The organism is Thioalkalivibrio halophilus (genome assembly GCF_001995255.1).
GTDB classification, from domain to species: domain Bacteria; phylum Pseudomonadota; class Gammaproteobacteria; order Ectothiorhodospirales; family Ectothiorhodospiraceae; genus Thioalkalivibrio; species Thioalkalivibrio halophilus.
Genome location: NZ_MUZR01000023.1, coordinates 15,306 through 41,402 on the forward strand (window position 1 = coordinate 15,306; position 26,097 = coordinate 41,402).

23 protein-coding genes are annotated in these 26,097 nt (G+C 67.7%); 2 read left to right on the forward strand and 21 right to left on the reverse strand.

The annotated features are described in order from the left end of the window. Nucleotides 1-79: 79 nt before the first annotated feature. The 20 genes from B1A74_RS07310 to B1A74_RS07405 form a co-directional block, all read right to left on the reverse strand. Nucleotides 80-1,081: a LysR family transcriptional regulator gene (locus B1A74_RS07310; RefSeq protein WP_018871377.1), complete on the reverse strand. Its 1,002-nt coding sequence runs from the start codon at nucleotides 1,079-1,081 to the stop codon at nucleotides 80-82. A 57-nt stretch (nucleotides 1,082-1,138) separates the two neighbouring features. Then, nucleotides 1,139-3,460 (reverse strand): nitric oxide reductase activation protein NorD, encoded by a 2,322-nt coding sequence (locus B1A74_RS07315; RefSeq protein WP_077244225.1) that lies wholly within the window; start codon nucleotides 3,458-3,460, stop codon nucleotides 1,139-1,141. A 28-nt stretch (nucleotides 3,461-3,488) separates the two neighbouring features. After that, complete coding sequence (locus B1A74_RS07320; RefSeq protein ID WP_018947961.1) at nucleotides 3,489-4,292, reverse strand: CbbQ/NirQ/NorQ/GpvN family protein; 804 nt, start codon at nucleotides 4,290-4,292, stop codon at nucleotides 3,489-3,491. Between the two features lie 62 nt (nucleotides 4,293-4,354). Further along, complete coding sequence (locus B1A74_RS07325; protein ID WP_024330043.1) at nucleotides 4,355-4,765, reverse strand: hypothetical protein; 411 nt, start codon at nucleotides 4,763-4,765, stop codon at nucleotides 4,355-4,357. Next, nucleotides 4,762-5,397, reverse strand: coding sequence for a ParA family partition ATPase (gene parA, locus B1A74_RS07330; RefSeq protein WP_024330044.1), 636 nt, complete (start codon nucleotides 5,395-5,397; stop codon nucleotides 4,762-4,764). The genes B1A74_RS07325 and parA overlap by 4 nt, the downstream gene beginning before the upstream one ends. A gap of 13 nt (nucleotides 5,398-5,410) precedes the next feature. Next, on the reverse strand, nucleotides 5,411-5,692 hold the full coding sequence (locus B1A74_RS07335) for a 4a-hydroxytetrahydrobiopterin dehydratase (protein WP_018871382.1): 282 nt from the start codon (nucleotides 5,690-5,692) through the stop codon (nucleotides 5,411-5,413). After that, nucleotides 5,676-6,128, reverse strand: coding sequence for a ferritin-like domain-containing protein (locus tag B1A74_RS07340; RefSeq protein WP_024330046.1), 453 nt, complete (start codon nucleotides 6,126-6,128; stop codon nucleotides 5,676-5,678). Before B1A74_RS07340 ends, B1A74_RS07335 begins: the two co-directional genes overlap by 17 nt. Nucleotides 6,129-6,138: 10 nt before the next feature. Next, the gene (gene csoS1, locus B1A74_RS07345; protein WP_019022380.1) at nucleotides 6,139-6,453 is read right to left on the reverse strand and encodes an alpha-carboxysome major shell protein CsoS1; all 315 of its coding nucleotides are present in this window, start codon (nucleotides 6,451-6,453) and stop codon (nucleotides 6,139-6,141) included. A 45-nt stretch (nucleotides 6,454-6,498) separates the two neighbouring features. Continuing rightward, entirely contained in the window at nucleotides 6,499-6,834 is a 336-nt protein-coding gene (locus tag B1A74_RS07350) for a carboxysome peptide B (RefSeq protein WP_077244226.1), read from the reverse strand. Between the two features lie 3 nt (nucleotides 6,835-6,837). Beyond that, on the reverse strand, nucleotides 6,838-7,089 hold the full coding sequence (gene csoS4 / locus B1A74_RS07355; protein WP_018870589.1) for an alpha-carboxysome shell vertex protein CsoS4: 252 nt from the start codon (nucleotides 7,087-7,089) through the stop codon (nucleotides 6,838-6,840). A 16-nt stretch (nucleotides 7,090-7,105) separates the two neighbouring features. Continuing rightward, nucleotides 7,106-8,680, reverse strand: coding sequence for a carboxysome shell carbonic anhydrase (locus B1A74_RS07360; protein ID WP_018947711.1), 1,575 nt, complete (start codon nucleotides 8,678-8,680; stop codon nucleotides 7,106-7,108). 19 nt (nucleotides 8,681-8,699) lie between these two features. After that, nucleotides 8,700-11,744, reverse strand: coding sequence for an alpha-carboxysome scaffolding protein CsoS2 (locus tag B1A74_RS07365; RefSeq protein WP_077244227.1), 3,045 nt, complete (start codon nucleotides 11,742-11,744; stop codon nucleotides 8,700-8,702). 86 nt (nucleotides 11,745-11,830) lie between these two features. Beyond that, complete coding sequence (locus tag B1A74_RS07370) at nucleotides 11,831-12,163, reverse strand: ribulose bisphosphate carboxylase small subunit (protein ID WP_019022376.1); 333 nt, start codon at nucleotides 12,161-12,163, stop codon at nucleotides 11,831-11,833. A gap of 70 nt (nucleotides 12,164-12,233) precedes the next feature. Continuing rightward, the gene (locus B1A74_RS07375) at nucleotides 12,234-13,655 is read right to left on the reverse strand and encodes a form I ribulose bisphosphate carboxylase large subunit (RefSeq protein WP_018947709.1); all 1,422 of its coding nucleotides are present in this window, start codon (nucleotides 13,653-13,655) and stop codon (nucleotides 12,234-12,236) included. Nucleotides 13,656-14,045: 390 nt separating this feature from the next. Then, nucleotides 14,046-14,717 (reverse strand): type 1 glutamine amidotransferase domain-containing protein, encoded by a 672-nt coding sequence (locus B1A74_RS07380; protein WP_018947708.1) that lies wholly within the window; start codon nucleotides 14,715-14,717, stop codon nucleotides 14,046-14,048. Between the two features lie 69 nt (nucleotides 14,718-14,786). Then, a complete protein-coding gene (gene minE / locus B1A74_RS07385; protein WP_018947707.1) occupies nucleotides 14,787-15,053 on the reverse strand; it encodes a cell division topological specificity factor MinE in 267 nt (88 codons plus the stop codon). A 4-nt stretch (nucleotides 15,054-15,057) separates the two neighbouring features. Continuing rightward, nucleotides 15,058-15,867, reverse strand: coding sequence for a septum site-determining protein MinD (gene minD / locus B1A74_RS07390; RefSeq protein WP_018947706.1), 810 nt, complete (start codon nucleotides 15,865-15,867; stop codon nucleotides 15,058-15,060). Between the two features lie 42 nt (nucleotides 15,868-15,909). Further along, nucleotides 15,910-16,683, reverse strand: a complete 774-nt coding sequence (minC, locus tag B1A74_RS07395) for a septum site-determining protein MinC (RefSeq protein ID WP_167769404.1) — start codon at nucleotides 16,681-16,683, stop codon at nucleotides 15,910-15,912. Between the two features lie 106 nt (nucleotides 16,684-16,789). Next, nucleotides 16,790-17,566, reverse strand: a complete 777-nt coding sequence (locus B1A74_RS07400) for a DUF1295 domain-containing protein (RefSeq protein ID WP_018947704.1) — start codon at nucleotides 17,564-17,566, stop codon at nucleotides 16,790-16,792. Beyond that, entirely contained in the window at nucleotides 17,563-18,612 is a 1,050-nt protein-coding gene (locus tag B1A74_RS07405) for an SAM-dependent methyltransferase (RefSeq protein ID WP_077244229.1), read from the reverse strand. The genes B1A74_RS07400 and B1A74_RS07405 overlap by 4 nt, the downstream gene beginning before the upstream one ends. Before the next feature lie 195 nt (nucleotides 18,613-18,807). On the opposite strand from B1A74_RS07405, the gene B1A74_RS07410 reads away from it, so the two are divergent. Continuing rightward, entirely contained in the window at nucleotides 18,808-21,159 is a 2,352-nt protein-coding gene (locus tag B1A74_RS07410) for a DUF1631 family protein (RefSeq protein ID WP_077244252.1), read from the forward strand. A 53-nt stretch (nucleotides 21,160-21,212) separates the two neighbouring features. Here the strand turns inward: B1A74_RS07410 and B1A74_RS07415 are convergent, their stop codons facing one another. Then, nucleotides 21,213-24,923 carry a hydantoinase B/oxoprolinase family protein gene (locus B1A74_RS07415; RefSeq protein WP_077244230.1) on the reverse strand — a complete coding sequence of 1,237 codons (3,711 nt, stop codon included), beginning with the start codon at nucleotides 24,921-24,923 and terminating at the stop codon, nucleotides 21,213-21,215. A 45-nt stretch (nucleotides 24,924-24,968) separates the two neighbouring features. Here B1A74_RS07415 and B1A74_RS07420 point away from each other — a divergent pair, with 45 nt between their 5' ends. Beyond that, nucleotides 24,969-26,096: a metal-dependent hydrolase gene (locus B1A74_RS07420; RefSeq protein ID WP_018947700.1), complete on the forward strand. Its 1,128-nt coding sequence runs from the start codon at nucleotides 24,969-24,971 to the stop codon at nucleotides 26,094-26,096. The last annotated feature ends 1 nt before the right edge of the window (nucleotide 26,097 follow it).

The following is a 26,097-nucleotide window of genomic DNA, read 5'->3' on the forward strand; positions in this document are numbered from 1 at the left end:
CTGATCAAAGGTTGTACTTTGCGGGGGATTGTAAACCGCCCCCCATAGCCTGTCAGCCGGGCCTGTCAGCCGGCACCGTTCATCCGGCGGAGGGGCCCTGTCCGGCATCGGCCTGCGCCTTGAAGGCAGCCAGCATGTCCTCGATCTGATTGCGCAGCCGTGCCTCGTCCTGAATGGCGAAGTCGAGAAAGGTCTGCGCCACCACCGACAGCACCTTCTGCCGCGGATGCACGATGTGCCACTGACGGTGGATCGGGAAATGCTCCACGTCCAGCAGCGCCACCGGCCCTTCCGCGCCCTCCGCGCTCAGGGTATGCAGGGACAGCACCGAGATCCCCAGACCACCGATGACCGCCTGCTTGATCGCCTCGTTGGAACCCAGCTCCATGCGCACCCGCGGATTGATACCGTGTTCCTGGAACAGCTTGAGGGTGGACTCACGGATCCCCGATCCCGGCTCGCGCATCAGGAAGTTCTCCTGCTCCAGCTCCTGCAGCGGGATATTGCGGCGGCCGGCCAGCGGGTGATCGCGGCTGGCCATCACCACCAGCGGGTTGGGTGCAAAGGGGTACACCGCCACGTCGGTCAGGCGCTCCGGCACATGGCCGATGATGTACAGGTCATCGTCGTTATTGGCCAGGCGGTCCAGCACCCGGTCGAAGTTCGAAACCTCCAGCGACAGCTCCACGTCGGGATAGCGCCGCGCGAACTGGCCGAGAATGCTGGGCGCGAAGTACTGCGCCGTGGTGATCACAGCCAGCCGCAGCCGCCCGCGCTTGAGGCCGTGCATCTCGGCCAGCTTCATCTCCAGATTGGTCAGCGCCCCGAGCATCTCGCGGCAGGTGTCGTACAGCAGCAACCCTACCTCGGTGGGCGACGCCCGCCGCCCGACGTATTCGAACAGCGGCAGCCCCAGCGCGGAGGACAGCTTCTTGATCTGGATGGACACCGTCGGCTGGGTCAGGTGCAGCTCCTCCGCGGCGCGGGTGAAGCTGCCCAGGCGCACGATCGCTTCGAAGACCTGCAGCTGGCGCAGGGTCGCATGCCGGATCAGATGCGCCGGCAGCTCCGACTTCAGCATCACCTGCGGAAGGCCGGAATCCCGCGTCGAATCGCTCTGACTCACGCCGGCCCCCTGTTAACGGGTGGTCAGGCCGGCATACAGCATCGGCAATTTCTCCGGCAGCCGTTCGACCCGATCCAGCACCATGTAGTGGTTCCCAAAGATGCGCTCCACGTAATCATCGGCGTTGGGGTCCAGGCTCATGCAGAAACTGTGGACGCCGTTGCGTCCGGCCTCCTCCACCGCGCGGCGAGCGTCGAAGCGCAGGTACTGCGGATCACGCACGTCGGTATCCGAGGGCTCGCCGTCGGTAATCACCAGCATCAGCTTCTTCTGCGAGCCGCGGGCACGCAGCTGCTCCGTGGCATGCCGGATGGCCGCCCCCATGCGCGTGGAGAGCGCCCCCTTCATCCCCGCCAGACGCGCCCGCGCCGTGTCGTCCCAGGGCGCATCGAAATCCTTGAAGCGGAAGTACTCGACGTCGTGCCGCCCGTCCGAGTTGAAACCGTGGATCGCGAACGGATCGCCGATACGCGAGATCGCACCCGAGAGCAGCGTGGTCGCCTCGCGCGCCAGCTGCACCACCGAGGTGTCGGTCCCGCGCACCGTCTCGTTGGTCGATTCCGACAGGTCCAGCAGAACCAGCACGGACAGATCCCGCTCCTGGCGCAGGGTGCGGGTGTAGATGCGCTCGTCGGGCTGCCGGTTCATGCGCAGGTCGATCTGTGCCTCCACCAGCGCATTCACGTCCAGCTCGTCGCCCTCGGGCTGCCGACGCAGGCGTTGCACGCCTTGCGGCTGAATCGCCTCGATCAGGTATTTCAGACGTGCAATCAGCGGCTTGTGCTTTTCGTTGATCGCGTAGATCTCGTCCAGATCGCCCTTCTCCGGACGACGCTCCAGCAGCGTCACCCAGTGCGGGCGCTCCAGCTGCATCTGGTAGTCCCACTCGTGATAGTGGAACGGCAGCGAGATCGGCTCCTTGCCCTCCTGCGCGTTGATGCTGGTGTCCTCGCCATCGCGGAAGAACTCCGTCGCCAGGACCATGATCTGCTGGGCATCGTCCCCGGCACTGGGCACGTCCAGGGTGTTGATCATCTCCATCGGCGTGACGTAGATGCGTTCCTGACCCGAGCCGTGTGCGGCCAGCACCTCCGCCTCTTCTTCGTCCTCGCGGCCCACCGCCCAGATATAGCGGTTGTCGTCGCGGTAGACGACCTCGGGCGCGATCTGCTTCGGGTTCACGTAGCCCTTTTCCGGGAACGCCGGCGCCAGCGCTTCCGCCAGTTCCGCCGCCAGTCCCGCACGCTCCAGATCGGACTCGCGGGCGAAGGCCGCCCGCGCCTCGTCCACGAACGGGTGCGGGTCCGTGTAATCGGCGTCGATCAGGGCGCGCGCGGTCCGTGCCAGCAGTGGCTGCGGCGCATCGCCGTCTTCCGGGGTGGCCGTGTGCAGAGGTTTCCAGATCTGCCCCAGCCCCGGGAATGCGGCCAGTGTCAGCCCCTCGACCCGGGCATCCTCGAACAGCTCCAGCAGCGCGCCCCGGATCCCCCGCGGCGCCTCTTCTTCCTGGCGCTCGCGGGTATGCACCATGTGCGCGGCGGCATGCGCCGCCGCCGCGCGATACAGGTCAAGCCCGGTCAGCTCGTCGGTGTCGTCGAAGGCATCGGGCAGGAACAGCGTGAACCCCTGGATATACGGCCGGTACCCTTCGCGCGATTCGAAATCGCCGCTGGTCGGCCGCATGAAGAAATCGCGTCCCCACAACGAGCGCAGATACAGGTTGATACGCCGCTGCACGTCCACGAACAAGGTCCCGCGGCGTTCCTTCTGGAATACCGAGCGCGACTCCGGCGACTGCAGGCCGAAGTATTCGATCTGCGCCTCCAGATCGGAGCGATGGGCCTGTGCGCCCCAGGTGGCCCAGCGCCGCAACCCGCCCAGGGTCAGATGGCTCAGCAGCTCGTCCAGGTGCTCCAGCATCGGGCGCACGCCGCGCGGGGCCTGCCCGAGCAGCGAATCCAGCAGGCGCAGATAGCCCTCGAAAAGGAAGTGATCGCCGAGCCGGCGGGCCGCGATCGGCGCAGTCGAGATCACCAGCGTGATCACCGCCGAACTGGTTTTGGAGTACATGCGGATCGCCGCGCTCAGCAGCTCTGCCACTGCATCCTCGCCCAGCTCATGCGCCAGCCCCGGCGCCTCCTGAATGAACGCCACGACCAGCTCGGTCCCGCGTCCCAGGGAATGCAGGCTGCGGGCTCCCTCGAGGTAGTAGCGTTCCAGTCCCGCCGGGCTGAATGCACGCGTCGCCTCGTGCCACGCAGATTCAAGCACCTGCGCGGCGTGGTCCCCGAGGTCCTCGAGGAGGTCCGAATAGTCTTCCAGATGGATGCTCATCGCGCGTTCGCGCCGCCTCGAAGGCGGTCTAGAAGAACGTGGTCACCGCCGAATCCAGCGCATCGCGCATGTCCGGATCGTCGGTGATGGGCCGCACCAGGGCCATGCGGCAGGCGGCTAGCGGCGCGACATTCTTGCCAATAAGCGTAGCCGCATACACCAGCATCCGCGTCGAGATTCCCTCGTCCAGTCCGTGCCCCTTCAGGTTGCGCGCACGCTCGGCCACGCTCACCAGTTTGTCCGCGACGTCCTCGCCCACACCGCCCTCGTGCGCGACGATCCGGGTCTCGGTCGCATGATCCGGGTAATCGAAATCCAGCGCGCCGAAGCGCTGTTTGGTCGACTGTTTCAGATCCTTCATCAGGCTCTGGTAACCCGGATTGTAGGAAATCACCACCTGAAAATCGGGATGCGCCTTCACCATTTCCCCCTTCTTCTCCAGCGGGAGCACCCGCCGGTTGTCGGTCAGGGGGTGGATCACCACGGTGGTGTCCTGGCGCGCTTCCACGATCTCGTCGAGATAGCAGATCGCCCCGAGCCGGGCCGCCATGGTCAGCGGCCCGTCCTGCCAGCGCGTCCCTTCAGCGTCCAGCAGATAGCGCCCCAGCAGGTCCGAGGCGGTCATGTCCTCGTTGCAGGCCACCGTCACCAGCGGCTTGCCCAGCTTCCAGGCCATGTGCTCCACGAAGCGCGTCTTGCCGCAGCCCGTCGGACCCTTGAGCATCATGGGCATGCGCGCCGCATACGCCGCCTCGTACAGCTCCACCTCGTCCGCGACCGGCTGGTAATAGGGCTCTGCGGTCACCCGGTATTCGCGCAGTTCGTCCTGCATGGCAATGCTCCTTCACAAAAAGGCCGGGCTTCGCCCGGCCATGCTCGCAATCCCGCCCGGACTCAGTCCGGCCAGACCCGATCCGGATGCAGATTCTCCCAGGGCGTATCCCCGGTGGCGCGATCGTCATTGCCAGGGGAGTCCTTGCGGCCACCGCGGCTCGAAGCCGGGGAGCGTTTTCCCGCCGTCGACCCGGTGCTCTTGCGGGTGGCGCCGGAGCCACCCGCGGACTTTTTAGCCGCAGGCTTCTTCGCCGTGCTGCCCCGCGGACCGGTCGTTGCCTTTCCGGACGACGATTTGCCGGAGGCGGGCTTTTGCGCCGGCTTGTTCTCCGCCGGTTTCTGCTCCGTGGCGGACTCCGGCTTGCTGCTCGACGTTTCATTCGTCGACGTGCCCGATGCCTCGCCCTTGTTGTCCTGATTCTCGCGCGCCGCGCGCACGCCGGCCGCCAGCTTGTTCTGCAGGTCACTCATTGTGACACCTCCTCGATGATGGCTTCGATCTCGGCCGCAGCCGCCTGTCCGGGTTTCCCCAGATCATAGACGGAGCTGCCTTCCAGCGCCGAACGCCGGTAGATGGCCCGCCGCCGCAGCGTCTGCTCCAGAGCGGGTATGTCGATCTCCATGAGGGCGTGCTTCATCGCACGCGAGAGCGCGCTGCGCACCTCAAGCTGGTTGACCACGATACGCGCCTGCAGATCCCGGTTCGCCCCTTGTGCCTCCTCCAGGCCCGTCCCCATGCGGACACTGCCCCACAGGTCCACCGGCGAAGGAAGCACCGGGATCAGCGCCAGGTCCGCCGCCGCCAGGGCGCCGTTCACCGCACCGCCTTCCAGGGTCGGAGGACAGTCGATGACCACGAAATCATAATCCCGACGCAGGTTTGCCAGCTCCCGGTCCAGCGGCCCTGCCACCGCGAACACGGATGCCGGGAACGGCTTGCGCTCCGAACTCATGCGCGCCCATTGCCCGGCGGAACCCTGAGGATCGGCGTCGACGACCAGGGTCCGGCCGCGCCGGGCCAGCCCGGCCGCGAGATTCATCGTCAGGGTGGTCTTGCCGGTCCCGCCCTTCTGATTGACGACCGCGATCACCCGCGAGCTCATTATGACCCCCGGGTCATGAAGTCACCTCGCCGGCGAGGCGGTCGACCTCGAGCGCGAAGGCGCGATCCGCCTCGCCGATCGCCTCGCCGTCCCGGGCGTCGATGGTGATGTTCACGTAGGTCGTCCCGAAGCTTATGTTCGGGTGATAACCGTCGGCCTCGGACAGATCCGCGACCCGGTCGAGGAAATCCCGCGTCACCCCGTATCGATCAAAGGTGTACTGCTTGCTGATCGACACCAGCGAACCCTTGCCAGGCTCCCAGCCTGCGGGAACCACGTCACCGTTCTCGGCCATCGGAATCTCCGCTGCCGTTTGCATTCATTTGAGCATCGATCTCGCGCACGTGTTCCCACTCTTCGTCGAGCAGGGCCGAAAACAGCGCGGCATCCTCTCGGGCGCCGGTGCGACGGCAATACGCCATTGCTTCCTCGTACATCCGCACCGCGTCCAGCTCCAGCGCACGGTTGTACTCCATCAGCTGCCGCACTGACCGCCCCAGACGCACCGGAGCCAGCTGGCCGCCGGGCGGGGCCAGCCCGTAGTGCATCAGGCGGGTCATCAGGCGATCCGCATGCTCCAGTTCTTCCTGCGCTTCCCGCCGCAACGAGTCGCTCAGCTCCGCCATGCCCCAGAGCGCGGTCAACCGCGCCTGGGCCATGTACTGCTGGACCGCCGACATTTCATGCGCGACCGCCCGGTTCAGATAGCCCACGATCCGTGGATCGGCCATCGGCGTATCCTCAGCTGGCGGAGCCGCTGGCGCTGGGCGCGGACGGCAGGATGCTTTCCACTTCGGAATGCACGCGGGCAATGATGTGCGCGGCCACCAGACCGTCACCCACACGCTCGCAGGAATCGGCACCGGCACGCACGGCCGCGTTCACCGCACCCGTCTCGCCCCGAACCAGAACCGTCACGTAACCGCCGCCCACGAACTGACGGCCGATCAGACGCACCTCGGAGGCCTTGGTCATCGCGTCCGCCGCTTCAATCGCCGGAACCAGACCACGGGTCTCGATCATGCCCAGGGCCACACCAAAGTTTTCACTCGCCATTGCTATTTTCTCCCGGAGTTACGGTTACTTCGAAAAATTCGACGCTCAAGCGGCCCTGCGTCCGCCATCCAAGCGCCCGGTATCGGTCTGGTCCTGCCCAGCCTTGTCCTTCCCGGACGACGACGTGTCATCACTGCCGTCGTCCCAGTAGTCGATGATCCCGCCGATTGTCAGATCGGTCAGAATCGAATGGTCATCGAGCGCGAGGCGCGCCGCCGAACCGCTGATCGTGAACACCCAGTTGCCCGGGTACGCGCCCACCGGATCGACCGCGACCGCGCGACCGCCCTTCGCATCCACCAGCACGCGCAGGGACGCCGTTTTCAGGCCATCGACCCGACGGGTCACCGTCAGCTCGTCCTCCACGCGCATGATGTCCATGTCTTACTGCTCCTCCCAGTGATCGATGATCCCGACGATCGTCGCGTCACTGGGATAGGACTTGTCACCGGCCGCTTCGCGCGCCGCCGACGAGCCCACCACGATCACCCAGTCACCCGGAACGCAACCGACGGCGTCCACCGCCACGGTACGCGGCCCGCCGACCTTTTCCTGCACCACGAGCAGCGGCCGATGCCCCAGGTCGCGAATGCGGTTGGTCGATACCAGCGTTTTTTCTACCTTGCAGATTTTCATCTCGTTCCCGTTGGCCTCAGGCCTCCAGCGGCTCCAGTTGCGAACCACTGCGCTTGTCCCGAATCACCATGTGGCAGCCGATCAGCCCCTTTTCGGACAAATCGCGGTAGCGCTTCATGATCTCGTCGCGTACCCGCCGGCAGCGGGCCTCCACCCGCTCGCGCGAGCCGGGCACCTTGCGGTCGTAGCGGAAGTGCACCACTACCGGCACCGGCAGCCCGCGTTCCACGTTCAGTTTGCGGAACACCTTGTTCACGCCGACGTCCATGCTTTCGGCGCCTTCTTCCATGGTGTCCAGATGGGCGATGTATGCGAAGTTGCGCACCTGCATCTCTTCCACTTCCTGGCCCACAATGATCATCCGTTCGCGATGCCCCACGTCGGCGTAATGGCCACCGTGATACCGCGCCACGTAATCGAGCTGCGACAGGTTGTTCATCAGCAGCCGCGAAATAAACCTCAGCATGCCCTCGTGCGGCGCCCCGTTTCCGGTGCCCCACCCCTGCTGGTGGACCGTGTCCTGAATCGCGCGATACACCGCCAGGGAGGCATCTTGTTCATTCATGCCCTGCGTTTCTCGATACAGCGCGGCACTGTCCACAAACCGATACAGACTCATGCGCGTCTCGCCATCGGGCACATGGACCTTGATGGCGTCGGTGTCAGTGTCCACCCCGATCAGCAGGGTATCGACCGAAGCACCGCAACAATAGGTGTTCTCCACCGCCTGCCGGAACGCCCGGAGCTGGCGCAGGGCCGCATCCGCCGCCTCCCGCTCACAGGAAGCGTGGGCCGTACAGCCCTGATGGTTCGGGTCCGCACTGCTGTAGTGATACGCCGCCACCTTCAGGTACCGGCTCGGCACATCCGCGGTCGTCGGCCTTCCTTCACGAAAACGCAGAAGCTCGCGTTTCGTCCAGTGCCGAACGTCCTCTTCGATATCGAACAGGGCACCCGCGTAGCTCTTCACGCGGACCGCCATATCCGGCAGACGCAGAATGAAGCGCCGCAGACCCAGCAACCGTCCGTCCGAGCAAGGCGAGATATCCACTTCGTGGAAGTCGCAATCGAGGAACCACGCGATCGCCGATTCCGCCTCGGCCGCCAGATCATCCCGGCCCGACCAGTATTCGTTCACCAGCCGGTCGAACAGCCGAAAACTGCCTTCCAGGTACAGACGCCGGGTGTCCAGATGGTTGATCCACGCATCCTCAAGCACCTGTTCGGGAAGCCGGATACCGAGTTGTCGTTCCGCGAGGGACTGTGCCCGTTCCGAAAAACCCTTCTCATGCTGCAGCGAATGGATTTCGCGCAGGACCGGCACCAACTCCGAGAAGCGGTCACGAAAACCCTGTTCGAAGGCATGCAGCCGTTCGTTGCCCCGCTCGTCCGCCAGCGGATGCCCCGGCCGCACACCACCCCCCGTATCCACGGGGGCGTAACGGCCGACTTCACCCAGTGCCGGGGCCACCGACGAATCCGGCCCGACCGCCGGCGTGTGGTCGCTCCGCGGTGCCGAGGCACCCGGGCGACCGGTCACGCTCCCCCGCGGGCGCAGCGGACTCGTCTTGCGGCGACGACGTACGACCATGAGGTCCGTTCTCCCCGGATCAGCCGCGAGCGCCGCCGGACAGGGTCACCAACGACCCCGCATCGGTGCTGCCCGATGAGCCCGTAATCCGGCTCGGCGGTACTTCCTTGCGCTCCAGCTCGCGGTTACCCCAGGCACTGCTGCCCTCGCCCCGCGGATTGCCGCGCATGCTGACATTGCGGCGCGTGGAAAAACCTTCCGTGCCGGTCACCGAATCGCCGCGCTGCCAGTCATCACCGGTGATCGCCACGCCACCCCCGGCACCGTTAACGGTTACGCGTTCGGCACCCTGGCGTTCTTCTACCGCCGCCTGGGCCGCCTCGATCTCGGACCTCGCTGCCTTGGCCTGTGCCATGGCCATGGGGGCACCGGCGCGAGCGTGCGCCTGTCCATAACGGAAATCCTCGGTGCCGGACACCAGGCCCATCGCCTTGTTCACCGAACCGGTAATCGAACCGCTTGAACCATAAGCAGTCCCTGTCACGCGCCTTTCACGAGCTTCCCGGGCCGGCGACGGAACGCTGAAGTCACGCCCCGGCACTTCCGCGGCGGGCGTCGCCGCCTGGATGGCCGTGGCCGGATTACTGTCGAATCCCTCCGGACGCAAGCGAGGATGCAGGTCCCCGGCGACATTCGGGCAGGCCGATGCAAATTCATCCGCACCGACATAGGCCGAGCCGGAGATATCCTGGCAAGCGCCTCGTTCGGTACCCGTGACCCGCTCGTCATGGCCCGGCTGACTTCCGGAGATCGCGTGGCCCGGGGTGGAATGCCGTTCGGCGACCCGCACCTGGGCGGAACGGGATTCCTCGGGCGAACAGTACTGCTGGTACTGGTCCGGGCTGACATAGGACGTCCCGCTGATCGGCATGCAGGCGCCGTATTCATCGCCGGTCACCCGGGACGAGGGACCCATCGCCGGTCCCGACACCCCCTGCTGATTCCAGGTCCGGCTTGTCGTGACCTTTTCCGGCCCGGCTTCGGGCGTCGCACCGCACAGCGTTTCGTAATGATCGGATCCCACGTATTCCGTCCCGGTAATGGGCTTGCAGCCCCCGTATTCGTCACCGGTGATACGGCTGGACGAGTCCACCCGTGTCCCCGACACTTCGCCGCCGTGCAGGGTGTGCATCACGCCTACCTTGTGGACACCCCCGGCGGCCGGCTTGTCGCACAGCTCCTCGAAATCCGCCCGGTTATAGTACGGCGTACCCGTCAGCGACGCGCAGGAACCCGTCTCATCGCCGGTAACCCGGGGGCTTCGATCCACCGACACCCCCGTAACCGAACGACCGTGCGCGGAGTGCATCTCGCTGACGCGCGAAGCCGCCGGTTCCCCGCGGGTCCCGCAACGCTGAAACTCCTCGCTGCCCAGGTACTCCGTACCCGTCACGGGCTTGCAGTCCCCGTGTTCAACACCCGTCACTGAAGAGGAGCGCCCGACGTCGGTGCCGGTCAGTTCACGACCCCGCAGGGTGTGCATCACACCGGCCCGGGCCGGCGCTCCGTCAGGCTTTCCCGTGCAGGGAACCTCACTGTCGCGGGTATTCAGATACTCGGTTCCGGTCACGCTCCGGCAGGAACCCGACTCATCACCCGTTACCTTCGGACTGCGACCGACCGTTGTGCCGGAGACATCCTCGCCGCGACCGGTGTGCATCACGCCGGTGCGCAGAGTACCGGGGGCCGGACGGGTGCCGCAGAAGCCCTCGTACTGTTCCGTACTGAGATACTCGGTGCCGGTGATCGCCTCGCAACTGCCGCGCTCGTCGCCGGTGACGTGGCGGGACCGCCCCACCTCGGTTCCACTGACTTCCTGCCCGTGGCTCGTATGCGAATGGCCGACCTTGGGCGAATGGGCCTCGGGGAGGGTCCCGCAGTAGCGATCGAAATGTTCCGCGCCCAGGTATTCGGTCCCGGTCACGTCGTAGCAGCTGCCGGCTTCGCCACCGGTCACGGCATAAGTGCTCTCGACCTGGGTGCCGCTCACGTGCCCGCCGGAAAGGGTGGTCCCTTCCTCCACCTTGGCCGGCGCATCATCCTGCCCGGCCTGCCGCGGACGGCCGCAGGGCCGGCCCGGCTCGGACGAACCGCGGCCAATGCTGCACAGTTCCTGGCGCCGCTGACGCGCGATCTCCCGGGTGGTCATGCCCTTGCGCTGGGCCGCCTTCCACGAGCCCTCGCGCGGCAGATCGGAAGGCCGTTTGGTACCGGCCTGATAACGCCGGCGCAGCGCCTTCTTGCCCTGGCTCGCCATCGCGTCCCGACGCGCCATGCAGATGGCCCGCACGTCGGAGATCATGGGCTTGATCTCGCGATCGTTCTCGTCCTGACGCTGCCCCACCTGCTCGCACAGGCGGTCCAGCCCCTGGTCAAGCGCCTCTTCCGCACGTTCGGCGGATTCATCGGCCACCGGGGATTCCGGCTGCCGCGCGGCCTCCCGCGGCGGACGCGTCGGGCGCGGCGGTTCCGGGTCGCGTTCACGGCCACGCAGGCGATCCTCGCGCCGCGGTTCGGTCGCCATCGCCTTCTTGCCGTTCTGCGCCAGCGCCTGACGGCGCAGGCGGCAGATCTCGCGGCCGCTCATATTCTCGCAGTCAACGTCCTGGCTCTGGGCAAGGACTTCGAGCTGACGCGAGCGTTCGGAGCCGGCCCGGGCAAATCCGCCCGAACCGCGCGTGTTGCCCCGCCCCAGGGCCTTTTTGCCCTGACGTGCCATCTTCTGCCGACGCTCGAGCGCGGCCTGGCGCCCGTTGGAGGCACCCTGGTGGGCGCCCGGTGGCGGCGCGTCGGACCCATCGGTCTGCCGCTCCGCCCGCGGCTCGGTGAACCGGGGCTCGGGCTGCGCGGGCGCGTCGGATTCACGCGCCGATTCCGGAGCCGAGGGAGCCGGCTCGGGCGCAGGCGCCGCGGGCGCGGGGTTCTGACGAACCACCTGGGACCGCGAGACGCCCTGGTTCGAGCCCTTCACGGCGGCCTTGCCATTGCGGGACATGGCCTTGCGCCGTTCGCGGGCCAGCTCGCGACCGGAGAGGCCTGCAGACGCGGATGTCGGATTACTCATGGCACTTCCTTACAGTTGGCGACGGCAACAGTAAAACCCTGTATGGAATGGCCGGGCCGGCGACAGCCGACCCGGCCGCAGCCGGATCAACGGCCGCGATCGACCACGAAGGCCATGCCCAGGCTCTGGGCGTAGTTATCGTACGCGACGAAGCGCACCATCATGCCGGGGTTGCTGCGACGGCACTCTTCGATCTCCTGCAGCACGGCTTCCACCGACTGCTCACCGAAGAAGGGCAGCTTCCACATGTACCAGTAGGGGGACATGGCGTGCTCCTTCTCGGAGTACTCCACGGAGGGGTTCCAGCCCTGCGCGAGGCAGTATTCGATCTGCTTGCGCACCTGGTCGGCGTTCATCTCCGGCAGGTAGGAGAAGGTTTCGTACTTCTGCACCGGCTTGAAGTTCTGAATATCGGACATGTCGGTCATCCTGTGTCTGGTTCGTTCAGGGTGCGGACGGCGCCGCCAGCGGCCGTCCGCACTCGGGCGATCACTTGTGCTGGGAATCGAGCTTGTCGACGGTGTCGAACTCGAACTTGATCTCCTTCCAGGTTTCCATCGCAATCTTCAGCTCGGGGCTGTGCTGCGCGGCCTGGGTGAGGATCTCCTTGCCTTCGCGCTCGACGTCGCGGCCTTCGTTACGCGCCTGGACGCAGGCTTCCAGCGCCACGCGGTTGGCCGTCGCACCCGGGGCGTTGCCCCACGGATGGCCCAGCGTACCGCCGCCGAACTGCAGCACGGAGTCGTCGCCGAAGATGGTGACCAGCGACGGCATGTGCCAGACGTGGATACCACCGGAGGCCACGGCGAACACGCCCGGCAGGGAACCCCAGTCCTGATCAAAGAAGATACCGCGGGAGCGATCTTCCGGGACGAAGGATTCGCGCAGCATGTCGATCCAGCCGAGGGTCGCGGCACGGTCGCCTTCCAGCTTCCCGACCACGGTACCGGTGTGCAGGTGATCACCGCCGGACAGGCGCAGGATCTTCGCCAGCACGCGGAAGTGGATACCGTGCTTCGGATGACGGTCGAGCACGGCGTGCATCGCACGGTGGATGTGCAGCAGCATGCCGTTGTCGCGGCACCAGTTGGCCAGACCGGTGTTGGCGCAGAAACCGCCGGTGATGTAGTCGTGCATGATGATCGGCGCGCCGATCTCCTTGGCGAACTCGGCACGCTTGTACATCTCTTCCGGGGTCGGCGCGGTCACGTTCAGGTAGTGACCCTTGCGCTCGCCGGTTTCGGCTTCGGCCTTCTCGGTCGCTTCCTGGACGAACTCGAAACGCTCGCGCCAGCGCATGAACGGCTGCGAGTTGATGTTTTCGTCGTCCTTGGTGAAGTCGAGGCCGCCACGCAGGCACTCGTACACGGCACGGCCGTAGTTCTTGGCCGACAGACCCAGCTTGGGCTTGATGGTGCAACCCAGCAGCGGCCGGCCGTACTTGTTCAGCTTGTCACGCTCGACCTGGATGCCGGCGGGCGGGCCACCGCAGGTCTTCACGTAGGCGATCGGGAAGCGCACGTCTTCCAGACGCAGGGCACGGATGGCCTTGAAACCGAACACGTTGCCCACCAGGGAGGTGAACACGTTGACCATCGAACCTTCTTCGAACAGGTCGATCGGATAGGCGATGAACGCGTAGAAGGACTCGTCGTCACCCGGCACGTCCTCGATGGAGTAGGCGCGGCCCTTGTAGTAGTCCATGTCGGTGAGGAGGTCGGTCCACACCGTGGTCCAGGTCCCGGTGGAGGACTCGGCGGCCACGGCGGCTGCGGCTTCTTCGCGGTCGATGCCCGGCTGCGGGGTGATCTTGAAACATGCCAGGAGGTCGGTATCCAGCGGCATGTATTCCGGCATCCAGTAGGTTTCGCGGTAATCCTTGACACCCGCGGAGTACTTCTTGGCGGCCATGTGGCTTTCTCCTACGCGTTGGTTAATCGTGACGGTCGCCTAGGTTAGGAAGGTTAACCACTAATAACAAATAAATAATCTAGATACGACCGATTGACGTTCATCTATGGTTTCCCGGGAGCCGTCGTTTACAGGTTCCCGGAGATGGGGGGCACGCGACCTTTCCCGCACGCTCCCGCTGATGAGCCGCCCGCGATTCTAGCCGAAAACCCCGGACGGTGCATGCCAATGACGACCCGGTTTCCCTGAACCCGGCCGGCCGGCAGGCAGGCAGGCACACGCAGGACGCCGGCCTCGGCGGCGGCGAGGGGTGGCGAGGAAAAGAAACGGGGTAACACGAAGCGGAGCCGCCCGGGACGCCGGGCGACTCCGGGGAAGGGCAGAGGAGGATCAGGTGCCGCGCAGCTGCCGCACCATGGCGTCAGCGACCGCACGCGCCGACTGTGGGTTCTGTCCGGTCACCAGGCGGCCATCGACCACCACGTGTTCCGCCCAGTCGTCGGCCGTGTCGACCTCGCCTCCCTGAGCCTGCAACCGGTCCTGCAGCATGAACGGCACCGTCGCCTCCAGCCCCACGCCCTTTTCTTCGCTGTTGGTGAACGCGGCGACCCGACGGCCGGAAACCGCCGGGGTCCCGTCCTGCAGCATCGCGCCGACCAGGCATGCAGGGCCATGGCAGACCGCACCCAGCACCTTGTCATTCGCCAGGAATTCACCCACCAGTCGCTGGACATGCGGATTGTCCGGCAGGTCGAACATCGTGCCGTGACCGCCCGGGAAGAAGACAGCCGCATACTGGTCGTGCCGGACCGACTCGCTCAGGGGGATGGTGTCGTCCAGGGCCTGCTGGGCCGAGGCGGATGCGGGATCCGGATGGGCGGCGTCCAGGCTCCGCGGGTCCAGCGGAACCGGGCCGCCGCGGGGACTGACCACCTTGATTTCGTACCCGGCCTCGCGGAACCGCTGATAGGGAACCGCGAATTCGTCAAACCACAGTCCGGTCGCTTGCCCCGGGGCGAGCTCGTCGTGGCTGGTGGTCACGATGAGAATGGTCTGCATCATGATGCCGCCTCCTTTCCGTGCTTGTTGCCGGTGGACAGCCGGCGGGGCGACCACGTTCCCGCGGAAGGCTCAGCCGGTTCCGTCCTCATGGTCCGGCAGGGTGATGTTGAGCTCCAGGACCTCGCAGTCCCCCTCGCGATCAACGTTCATCTGCACCGCGTCGTCGTCCACCTCGACGTACTTGCGGATCACCTGCAGCAGCTCCTGCTGCATTGCGGGGAGATAATCCGGCCCGGAGCGTGCGGCGCGCTCGCGCGCTACGATGATCTGCAACCGCTCCTTCGCGACGTTCGCACTTTTCTGCCGTGGCTGCCGAAAATAGTCGAAGATGCCCATGGACTCAGCCTCCGAACAAGCGGCCGAAGAAGCCCCGCTTCGGCACGTCCACGAAACGCAGCGGACGGTCCTCGCCAAGGAAACGGCCCACGGCGTCGTCATACGCCTGTCCGGCATCCGATTCCGCGTCCAGGATAACCGGCTGCCCCGCATTGGAGGCGTTCAGAACCGCCTGGGATTCCGGGATCACGCCCAGCAGATCGATGGCCAGGATGTCGCCCACATCTTCAATGCTCAGCATCTCCCCGCGTTCGACCCGTTCGGGTGAATAACGCGTCAGCAGCAGGCGCCCGGGCATGGGATCGCCGCCCTGCTCCACCTTGCGGGTCTTGGAGGCGAGGATACCCAGGATACGGTCCGAGTCACGCACGCTGGACACCTCGGGATTGGTGACCACCACGGCCTCGTCGGCGTGGTAAGCGGCCATCAGCGCGCCGCGTTCGATCCCGGCCGGGCTGTCACAGATGATGTAGTCGAATTCCTCGGCCATCTCGCCGAGCACCCGTTCCACGCCGTCCTCGGTCAATGCCTCCTTGTCGCGGGTCTGCGACGCCGGGAGGATGTACAGGTTCTCCACCCGCTTGTCACGAATCAGCGCCTGCTTGAGGTTCGCGTCCCCGTTGATCACGTTAACGAAATCGTAGACCACGCGCCGCTCGCAACCCATGATCAGGTCGAGGTTGCGCAGACCGACATCGAAATCGATCACTGCGGTCCGGTGGCCCCGCTGGGCCAGGCCGGTCGCGATCGCGGCCGAGGTCGTGGTCTTGCCCACGCCCCCCTTGCCGGAAGTCACCACTACGATACGTGCCATGATGGCTGCGTCTCCTTGAGAATCGAGGGAAGCGGAATCCGCTCAGGACTCCGTGATGTTGAGGCTTTCGCCCGCCAGTGTCACCAGCCGGTTGTCGCCGCGCTCGGCTTCCGTGATGTCTTCGGCAATCCGGTAGTGTCCACCGATGGACAGCAGCTCGGCCTCCAGGCGGCGACAAAAGATGCGCGCGGTGACCAGCCCCCGCACGCCAGCCAGTGCGCGGCCTCGCAATGGCCCCAGTACGGTGATGTGGCCGTCCGCCAGCAGCTCCGCACCGGCGGAGACCGGAGCCGTCACCAGCAGATCCCCGCCGCGTGCGTAGACCTGCTGCCCCGAGCGCACCGGCTGATCCACCACGCGTGTCGCGCTGTGCACCGCCACCGGCGCCCCCGACGCCGCGGAATCGCGTTCCTCCGGGGCCGCCGCGGATGGATCCTCCCGCCGCGCACGGCCCTCGCTCAGGGCCACCTCGCCGGAACCGCCGCGGCCACCCATGGCCAGACGCGGCGGCAGTCCGGCGGCATCCGCCGCTTCAAGCGCCTGCGCCGCCTCGCCGTCCTGCAGCCCGATCAGGCGAAAGCCCGCGGCCCGCACCTGCTGCACAACCGCGCGCAGTGCGGCATCCCCGGCATCCGCCACCGGCTGCAGATCCAGCACAATGGGCATGTCGCGCATCAGATCGGGCGCCTCGTCGCGTCGCGCGGCGAGCATGTTGCCCAGGTTGTGCGGCTCGGCGTCGTGCACCCGCAGCACCGAGACCAGCAGCATGCGGCCCTTGAGTTCCATGGCCTGGACGGAGCTGGGGGAAGCGCTCATGCTCGGTTCCACGTTCGGAGGATGGTCGGGTCGGCGTCGCCCCGGACGGGGCGGAATCGCGCATTTATAGCGTGCCGGCCCCGGGTCCGGCAAGCCGGTGCGCCGTTCACCGCCGGCGCGGGCGCCCCGGGATCAGCGCCGGGGTCCGTGCAACGTAGTCGGCATAACCCGGGCGGGTCTCGTGCAGGTGCGATTCGAGGAGCGTTACTCCGGATACCCGCAGGATCAGAACGATCATCAGAACCGCCGACGGGATACCCCACCAGCCGCCGGCCGCCAGCGCCAGCAGGCCATAGCCCACCCACACCACGATTTCGCCGAAGTAGTTGGGATGCCGGCTGTAGCGCCACAGCCCCCGGTCCATGACCTCGCCGCGCCGCTGCGGATCGGCGCGGAAGCGGGCCATCTGCAGATCGGCCGCGGTCTCGAAGACGAAACCGAAGGCCCACACCGCGAGACCCGCCGCCAGCAGCAGCGGCTGCATCGACTGCGCACTGACCCCCGCCAGGACCGGGAGGCCGATCACCGCCACCAGCGCACCCTGCAGACCGAAGATCGTAACCAGGCTGCGGCGCGCGAAGGCCGCATCGCTCAGCTCTCCGCGCATCGCGGTGTACCGCGCGTCCTCGCCATGGCCCCAGTTGCGCCAGGTGATGTAGGCCGACAGGCGCAGACCCCACAGGACCACCGGCACCAGCGTCCACAGTCCCGCTGCCGGGAACCCGGCCATCCCCCACCACAGGACGCCGACGACGATGAAGCCGATACCCCAGAAACGATCCACCAGGCTGGCGTCGCGGCGACGCATCGCCGCGCCCCAGACCAGGGTCATCAGACCCAGCGCAGCCAGCAGCCCCCAAAGAAAAGCGACCGAAAGGCTCATTGCACGGCCTCCCGCAGCGGGCGTTCCAGCAGGGTATGCGAGACGAACCACTCACCCCCGCCGTCCCGGGCGAACAGCTCGGCGCAGGCCATGTAGAACATCCGCCAGCGCTGGAAGACCCGCGCCGCCTCCGCCGCGTCCAGCGTCCGGGAGAACAGCGGCAACAGCCGCTGGCGAGCGGCATCCTGGCGTTCCAGCCAGGCGTTCAGGCTGCGCGCGTAATGTTCGCCGCCCACCCGCCACTGGTCACGTACCCGCAGATGCTCCTGGAAGTGGTGCACCAGATCCTCGGACGGCATCAGCCCGTCGCGAAAGAAGTGCCGGGCCATCCAGTCCGCGTCACCGTCGGTCTCGAAGAAATAGGCACGGTCGCGATGGGCGAACACATGCAGGAAGAACCATCCGCCCGGGCGCAACCAGTCATGGATGCGACGGAACAGCTCGGGCCAGTTGCGCATGTGTTCGAACATCTCGACGGAAACCACCCGGTCGAAGTCGCCGTACGGAGGACTGAAATCGTTCATGTCGGCGGTGACCACCTCCAGGTTGGTCAGACCCACGGCGTCCCGCCGACGCTCGATCGCCTCCCGTTGAGTCGTCGAGTTGGATACCGCGAGGACCGTGGACTGCGGAAACTGTTCCGCCATCCAGAGCGACAGCGACCCCCAGCCGCAGCCCAGTTCCAGGATCCGCTGGCCATCCGCCAGCCCGGCGCGCTCCATGGTCAGCTTCAGCATCGCGGCCTCGGCCCCGGCCAGATCGTCCACGCCTTCCGGCCACCAGCCGGAGGAATACTTCATCCACGGCCCCAGGCACGCCTCGAAATACTCGGTCGGCAGCTCGTAATGCTGTTCGTTGGCGGTATCGGTGGACAGCGCGACGGGCGCCTCCCGCATCGCCCGCACCAGCGCCTCGCGCCGTGCACGGAGGGTCTCCGGCGACCCGCCACTCTCGCGCAACCGCCGCCGCAGCAGATGCCGGATCCCGGCACGGATGGCCGCATCCGGCAACCAGCCGCGCTCGGCCCAGTCAATCAGTCGCTCCATCGTCCCCTCCATCTGCCGGTGCCCGGGCCGAAGGCCCCGGTCCGCAACACCATGGACCGACTGCAGCCCAACCCGGTTCCGCGCGACCCGCCGATCATAACCCCGCCCAAAATTGGGTTTGACGTGACCCCGGTCACCTCTCGCCCCCCGACAGCGGTGATAGAGTGAGACCCAACGCTCAATTTCCACGTGATCATGGCCCAGACCTACCGAATCCCGCCCCGGCTGCTGCAGCGCGTCTGGACCCCGTTCATGGATGCGCTCGAGGAAAAGAACCGGGCCTTCATGAACGAGCTCGACGACCGTCTGATGGAGGCATCCGAGAAGGCGATCGACAGCCATCGCGCGCAGCATAGCCTGATGCTCTCGCGACGCATCCGCATGGCCAGCCAGCAGGTTCTGCAGCACTTGCGCACGGGCCTCGGAGAACGACTGACGCCGGATGCGCCCGGTGACGTTGCCGGCGAACTCGAGCTCACCCTGATGGACAACGAGGACACCGAACGCGAAGTCGCCCTGCGCAAGGTCGTGGCAGGTGCCCGCGCGGCCATGCCCCGGGAAATCGAGGCCCTGGAACAGCTCACCCGCGACTACTCGCTGGCACCCGCGCCGGAGTCCGCCCCCTGGCACCCACACGCCCTGGGCGAAGCGTTCCTCGAAGCGGTCGAAGCCATACCCCTGTCGGGCGAGGAATCCCTGATGATGCTGCACTGGTTCGACCGCGACGTGGTCCGCGACCTGCAGCCGGAGATGCAGGACCTGATCCACGGCTTCGGCGAGGCTGGACTGGCCGTCCCCGAACTCGAACCGGTAACCCGCTCGCGCAACACCGACGCCGGTGGACCGGCAACCGCCTCGGGGCCGGTCGCGGGCACCGCCCAGGCTGCCGCGACGTCCGACCCGGGCACGGCGGCACCGGAGAGCCACTGGGGCCAGTTCGGCTACGTCGTGCCGGCCGGAGAACGCGGCATGGTCCCCGCCGAGGGCGGAGCCATGCCGCAGGGCATGCCCGGCACGCTGGCCGTGGCCACCATGGTCCAGAACGCCCCCAGCCGCGAGTCGCTGGAACCGTTCATCATGGACCTGCTGCAAGGCCTGTTCGACCTGATCCTCAAGCGCGACGATCTCAACCCGGCGCTGCGCGAACCCCTGGCCGATCTGCAGCTGCCGCTGGTGCGCATCTCCCTGCGCGACAGCAGCTTCTTCCGCGACAAGCAGCACCCGGCACGCCAGATGACGGGGCAGCTGCTCAATATCGCCCTGCGCGTGGACCCCGACCTGGACCTGAAAGATGCCCGCGAACTGCCACTGGCACGGCTGGTCGCGGAACACGTCGAGCGTCTTCGGGGTGCCGGTCTCGACAGTGCCGACGCCTACCACAGCGCGCTGCAGGCCCTGCGCGAAGATCTCGAGCAGGTCGAATCCGAGATCGAGACCGAAGCGGCCGAAGAACGCCGCGCGGCGGAACACGAAGAGACGCGCATCGAGGTCTCCTGGCAGATGGAGACCACCGTGCACCAGACGGTGGAGACCGCCGGCCGGGGCCTGCCCGACCAGGCCCGCCAGCAGCTGATGGACGCCTGGGTCCCGCTGCTGACCGCCGAGGAAACCGCCCGCCTGGAAACGACCTCCGAACCCCGGGGCCGGGCGGACGCCGCCACGGCGGCCCCGATGGAGGACAGCGAACCGGGGTCGCCTCGGGAGTCCGGCGACTCCGCCCGCTCCACGGAGGCGGCCAATGCGGGCGGGACTGCCGACGAGGCCCCGACCGCGGACACTGGCACATCCACCGCCGATGACGCGCCAGAAGCTGACGACGGCCGGGAGTCCCCCGCCGGCCTGGCCCTGCTGGAAGAACTGCTGCAGCTGATGCGCGAAGCCCCGGACTTCAAGTCCTCGGCACCGCTGCTGGCCCGGATCCGCGGGTATCTGGACAAGGCCCCGCTGTCGGCAGAGGAGCGCGCCCGCATCAAGTCCGACCTGGTCAGCGCGCATCTGATGGCCGCCGGGCGCAAGCCGACCCACACCGAAGAGGCAAAACCGGCCGCGGAAGAGGAAGCCGCCACTGGCGAAGCCCCCGCAGCAGACAGTACCGACTCCACGGACACCGCGAGCCGCAGCGATCAGGCCTCCGACAAAGGCAGCGAACAGCGCACTCGCGAACACGGCCGCCGCAGCGAGGGCCGCTCGGCGGCCAGCCCGTTCGCGACCGCGGCGCGTCTGCCGGATGACGACCCGTCGCTGATGCGCGACCACGACGACGAGCACGTGGACACCGCCGACAGCCTGGAATCGGGCACCTGGATCCAGTTCACCTCGCCCGCCGGCACCCGGGTCACGCGCATGAAGCTCGTCTGGCGCGGCACCCACTCCGGGCGCTTCCTGTTCACCGATGCCGCCGGCCGCAGCAAGCGCCAGCACAGCCTCCAGGGACTGGCCCAGGAGTTCCGCACCGGGCGCGCGCAGATCATCCCCGAGGAATCCCTGTTCGATCACCTGATGGAGCAGAAGCTGGGCACGGAGGGGTCGGCCGACGCCACCGGCTGACATCTGCCGGCTTGCCCCCTCCGCCAGCGAACTCTTCGCGGCCAGGGCCGCTCCTACGGCCCGTAACCCCCGCCGCCCGGGGTATGGATCTCCACCGCATCGCCCGCTTCCAGCGAACGCCGGTCGCGGCCCTGCAGGCGCTCGCGGCGCCCGTCTGCGCGGATCAGCCAGTCCTCGCCCGCGGCCGCATCGCCACCACCACACAGCCCGAACGGTGCCACGCGCCGGCGGTTGGCCAGCAGGGTCAGTTCCATCGGTTCATCGAAACCCAGACGGCGAATGACCCCGTCGCCGCCGCGCCACCAGCCCGCACCCCCTGAACCCGCGCGCAGCGCAAAGCGCTCCACCCTCACAGGGAAGCGGCTCTCCAGGACCTCCGGGTCGGTCAGGCGCGAGTTGGTCATGTGGGTCTGCACCGCACTGGCGCCGTGGTGCCCGGGGCCCGCGCCGGCACCCCCGGCGATGGTCTCGTAATACTGGTGACGGTCGTTGCCGAAGGTCAGATTGTTCATCGTGCCCTGCGCGGCCGCCTGCACGCCCAGGGCGGCGAACAGGGCATCGGTCACCGCCTGCGAGGTCTCCACGTTGCCCGCCACCACGGCGGCCGGCGGCACCGGGTTGAGCATGCAGCCTTCCGGCACCCGCAGATCCACCGGATCGAGGCAGCCGTCATTCAGCGGTACCGGGTCGTCCAGCAGACAGCGCAGCACGTACAGCACCGTGGCGCGCACGATGGATACCGGCGCATTGAAGTTGTCCGCGCGCTGGGCCGAAGTCCCGTCGAAATCGATCACCAGCCGCGCATCTTCCGCCGCCCCGGGCAGATCCGGGGTCACCGACACCACGATCTCCGCCCCGTTGTCCAGCGCACAGCGATAGCTGCCGGATTGCAGGTCGGGGATCAGGCGCCGCACTGCCTCGGCCGCATTCCCCTGCACATGCTGCATGCTGGCGGTCACCAGCGCAGGGCCGCTTTCGGCCAGCAGGCGGTCCAGTTCTTCGAGGCCGCGCCGATTGGCCGCCACCTGTGCCTCCAGGTCGGCGCGGTTCTGCGCCGGATTGCGCGCCGGCCACGGACCGGACGTCAGCAGCGTCTGGAGGATCTCGCCATCGAACTGGCCATCGCGCACCAGCCGCACCGGCGGGATGCGCACGCCTTCCTCCTCCGGAGCTGAAGAGAACGCCGGCATCGACCCCGGCGTGATCCCGCCCACATCGGCGTGATGCCCGCGCGAGGCCACGAAGTAGCGCAGTACCGCCGGGGTCGCCGGGTCACTCGTGACACCGCCCGCGGCGTCCAGGAAGACCGGCGTCACCACCGTGATGTCCGGCAGGTGGGTCCCGCCGTTGAACGGATCGTTGAGCATGTACGCGTCACCCGGACGCAGGTCGTCGCCGAAGGCCGCCACGATCGCGCGCACGCTGGCGCCCATGGAGCCCAGATGCACCGGCATGTGCGGCGCGTTCGCCACCAGCCGGCCGGCCCCGTCAAACAGGGCACAGGAAAAATCCAGGCGCTCCTTGATGTTCACCGAATGGGCGGTGTTCTGCAGGGTGAAGCCCATCTGGTCGGCAATCGCCATGAAGCGGTTGTTGAAGACCTCCAGCCGCACCGGGTCGCGGCGCTGCGGGTCATCGCGCCGCTTGCGATCATGCGCCGCCGCGGCAGGGTGGTGCTCCAGCACCAGCGTGCCGTCCGCGGCCATGTGGCCCCGCCAGTCCGGCTCCAGGATCACCGTGCCAGTGGCCTCGATCACGATCGCCGGCCCGTCCAGACACATGCCGGGGCTCAGGGCCTCGCGGCGGTACAGCGGCACCTCGCGCCACTGCCCGGCGGTGAACATCGCCACCCGCTCGCCGGCATCCGCCGGAGTCCCGGCCGGGTCAGCCCCGGTTTCCGCGCCGCCACCGTCCGCGGGATTCTCCGCCCCCGGGCCGATCGCCTCCACCGTGGCCACCGCCACCACCAGGCGACGATCCGGCGGCGCAAAGCCGTAGCGCTGGCGCCAGGCCTGCGCAAACGCGTGCAGCATGGCCTCGGCCGACCCGGCATCCACCTCCAGCGTGGAGTCCGATCCCTCCACCCGCAGGTGCACGCGCCGGCGCAGCTGCAACTGCGCAGGATCCACCCCCTGCGCGGTGAGTTCGTCGCGGGCCGCGGCCTCCAGCTCGCCCAGCGCGACCTCCAGGCCGGCCACGCCGTCGCCTTCCAGCGGCAGTTCCAGGCTCGCCTCGTGCAGCGCGCGCAGTTCCGCCAGCCCCATGCCGAAGGCCGACAGCACCCCGCCCAGGGGATGCAGCAGCACGTGCCGCATGCCCAGGCGTTCGGCCACCCGGCAGGCATGCTGCCCGCCGGCCCCGCCGAAGCAGACCAGCGCATAACCACCGACATCGTGCCCGCGCTGCACCGAAATCGTCTTGATCGCGCGCGCCATGTGTTCCACCGCGATCTCCAGCAGGCCTTCGGCCAGCGCCTCGGGCGACGGCGTCTCGTCCTGGGTCGCCCCCACCTCGGCCGCCAGCGCGGCAAAGCCCTCCGCCACCGCCCCGGCATCCAGCGGCCGGTCGCGATCCGGCCCGAACACCGCCGGGAAATACTCGGGCCGCAACCGCCCCAGCTGCAGGTTGCAGTCGGTGACCGTCAGCGGGCCGCCCTGACCGTACGCCGCCGGACCCGGCTGCGCCCCGGCCGACTCCGGCCCCACGCGCAGGCGCATGCCGTCGAACCGGCAGATCGACCCGCCGCCGGCCGCCACGGTGTGAATGTCCAGCATCGGCACGCGCAGGCGGACCCCGGCCACCTCGCTCTCCTGACGCCGCTCCAGCTCGCCCGCCAGATGCGCCACGTCGGTGGAGGTCCCGCCCATGTCGAAGGTGATCAGGCGCTCGAAGCCCAGCGGGCCCGCGGTGCGCAGCGCACCGACGATGCCCCCGGCCGGGCCGGACAGCACCGCATCGCGCCCGCGGAAGTGTTCGCCATCCACCAGTCCGCCGGAGGACTGCATGAAGCGCAGCGGTACCGTCCCCAGCTCGGCGGTCACCTGACGCACGTAGCGTCGCAGCACCGGCGACAGGAAGGCGTCCACCACCGCCGTCTCGCCGCGCGGCACCAGCTTGATCAGGCCGCTGACCTCGTGGCTGGCGACCACCTCCTGGAAACCCAGCTCGCGCGCCAGCGCGGCCACCGCCTGCTCGTGCGCCGGGAAGCGATAGCCGTGCACGCAGGCCACCGCCAGCGCGCGATACCCCTCCGCCCGCGCCGTCTGCAGGCGCGGGCGCAGGTCCTCCAGATCGGGCGAGCGCAGCACCCGTCCGGCGGCATCCACGCGCTCGTCCACCGGTTCCACCCGGTCGTACACCGGGGCCGGCAGGCGGATGTCGCGCGCAAACAGCTCCGGTCGTGCCTGATGCCCGATGCGCAGCGCATCCTCCAGACCCGCGGTAATCACCAGCACCACCGGCTCGCCCTTGCCTTCCAGCAGGGCGTTGGTGGCCACCGTGGTGCCCATGCGCACCTCATGAATGCGCGACTGCGGGACCGGCTTGCCCGGCCTGAGCCCGAGGAGATCGCGAATGCCCTGCACCGCCGCGTCGGCGTAGGCCTCGGGGTGCTCCGACAGCAGCTTGTGCGAATGCAGCCGCCCGTCCGGATCGCGCGCCACGATGTCGGTGAAGGTGCCACCGCGGTCGATCCAGAAATCCCAGGCCCGCGTATCCGCGTGCCGGCCGCGGGCTTGTGCGTGAGCGTCGCCGCCCGCCATCATTGCGCCCCGAACCCGCCCACGCATCGCAGGGAAACGCAGACCCCCATGGATCCCGTCACCCACGCCAGTCTCGGTGCCGCCATCGGCGGCCTCGTCCTCGGTTCACGGCTGGGCCGCAAGGCCCTGGTACTCGGCGCGCTGGTCGCCCTGATTCCGGATCTCGACATCCTCATAGCTTACGGTGATGCGGTCTCCGATTTCACCCTGCACCGGGGCTTCAGCCACTCCATCCCGGTGCTGCTGTTATTCTCGGCGGCGGCCGCCGGGGTGCTGTCGCGGACCCCGGCAACGCGCGACATCGGCTTTGCCCGCTGGTGGTGGTTCTTCGCCCTGGTGCTGATCACGCATGTCCTGCTCGATGCCCTGACCACCTACGGCACGCAGATCCTGTGGCCGCTGCCGGTGGGCCCGGTGGGGACCGCCTCGATCTTCGTCATCGACCCGCTGTACACCCTGCCGCTGCTGATCGGGGTGATCGTCGCGGCCTTCTGGCGCTTCGCGCCCCGGGCGCTGGTGGCCGGGCTGGTGCTTTCCACCGCCTACGCCGGCAGCGGCCTGGCCCTGCAGGCGTGGCTGGACCGTCACATCCAGCCCGCGCTGGCCCAGGCCGGACTGGAGGAACAGCCCCGGCTGATCCAGCCCACCCCGTTCAACATGCTGGTCTGGCGGGTCACCGTCATCAACGGCGACCACTTCCACGAGGCCTGGGTCGGGATCTTCGACCAGCCGATCCGGCCCGATTTCGAGACCTTCCGGCGCGATCCGCACGGACTCGAGGAAACCGCGATGGACCTGGAAGACGGCCGGCGCCTGCGCGAATTCAGCGGCCCGTTCCTGCGCTTTCACGCGCAGTACGACGAGGACCGTCCGCCGCGCCTGGTCGCCACCGACATCCGCCTGGGCGGCCCCGGCTACTTCCCCTTCGGCTTCGCCATCGCCGAACGCGAAAACGGTGAATGGCAGCCGATCAGCAGCGAACGGGTGCGCGAGGAAGGGCCGCTGGACGACGCCCTGCACGCGCTGGCGCGGCGCGCCTTCCAGCCCGATCGCATCGGCTGCATGGGTGATCTGGCCGGGCCGGAGTACTTCGTGACCAATCCTCCACCGCGCTGCCGCATGCGCATGGGTCTCCCCGGCGCCCACCCCGGCGATCCGATCCGGCCGCGCCTGTAGA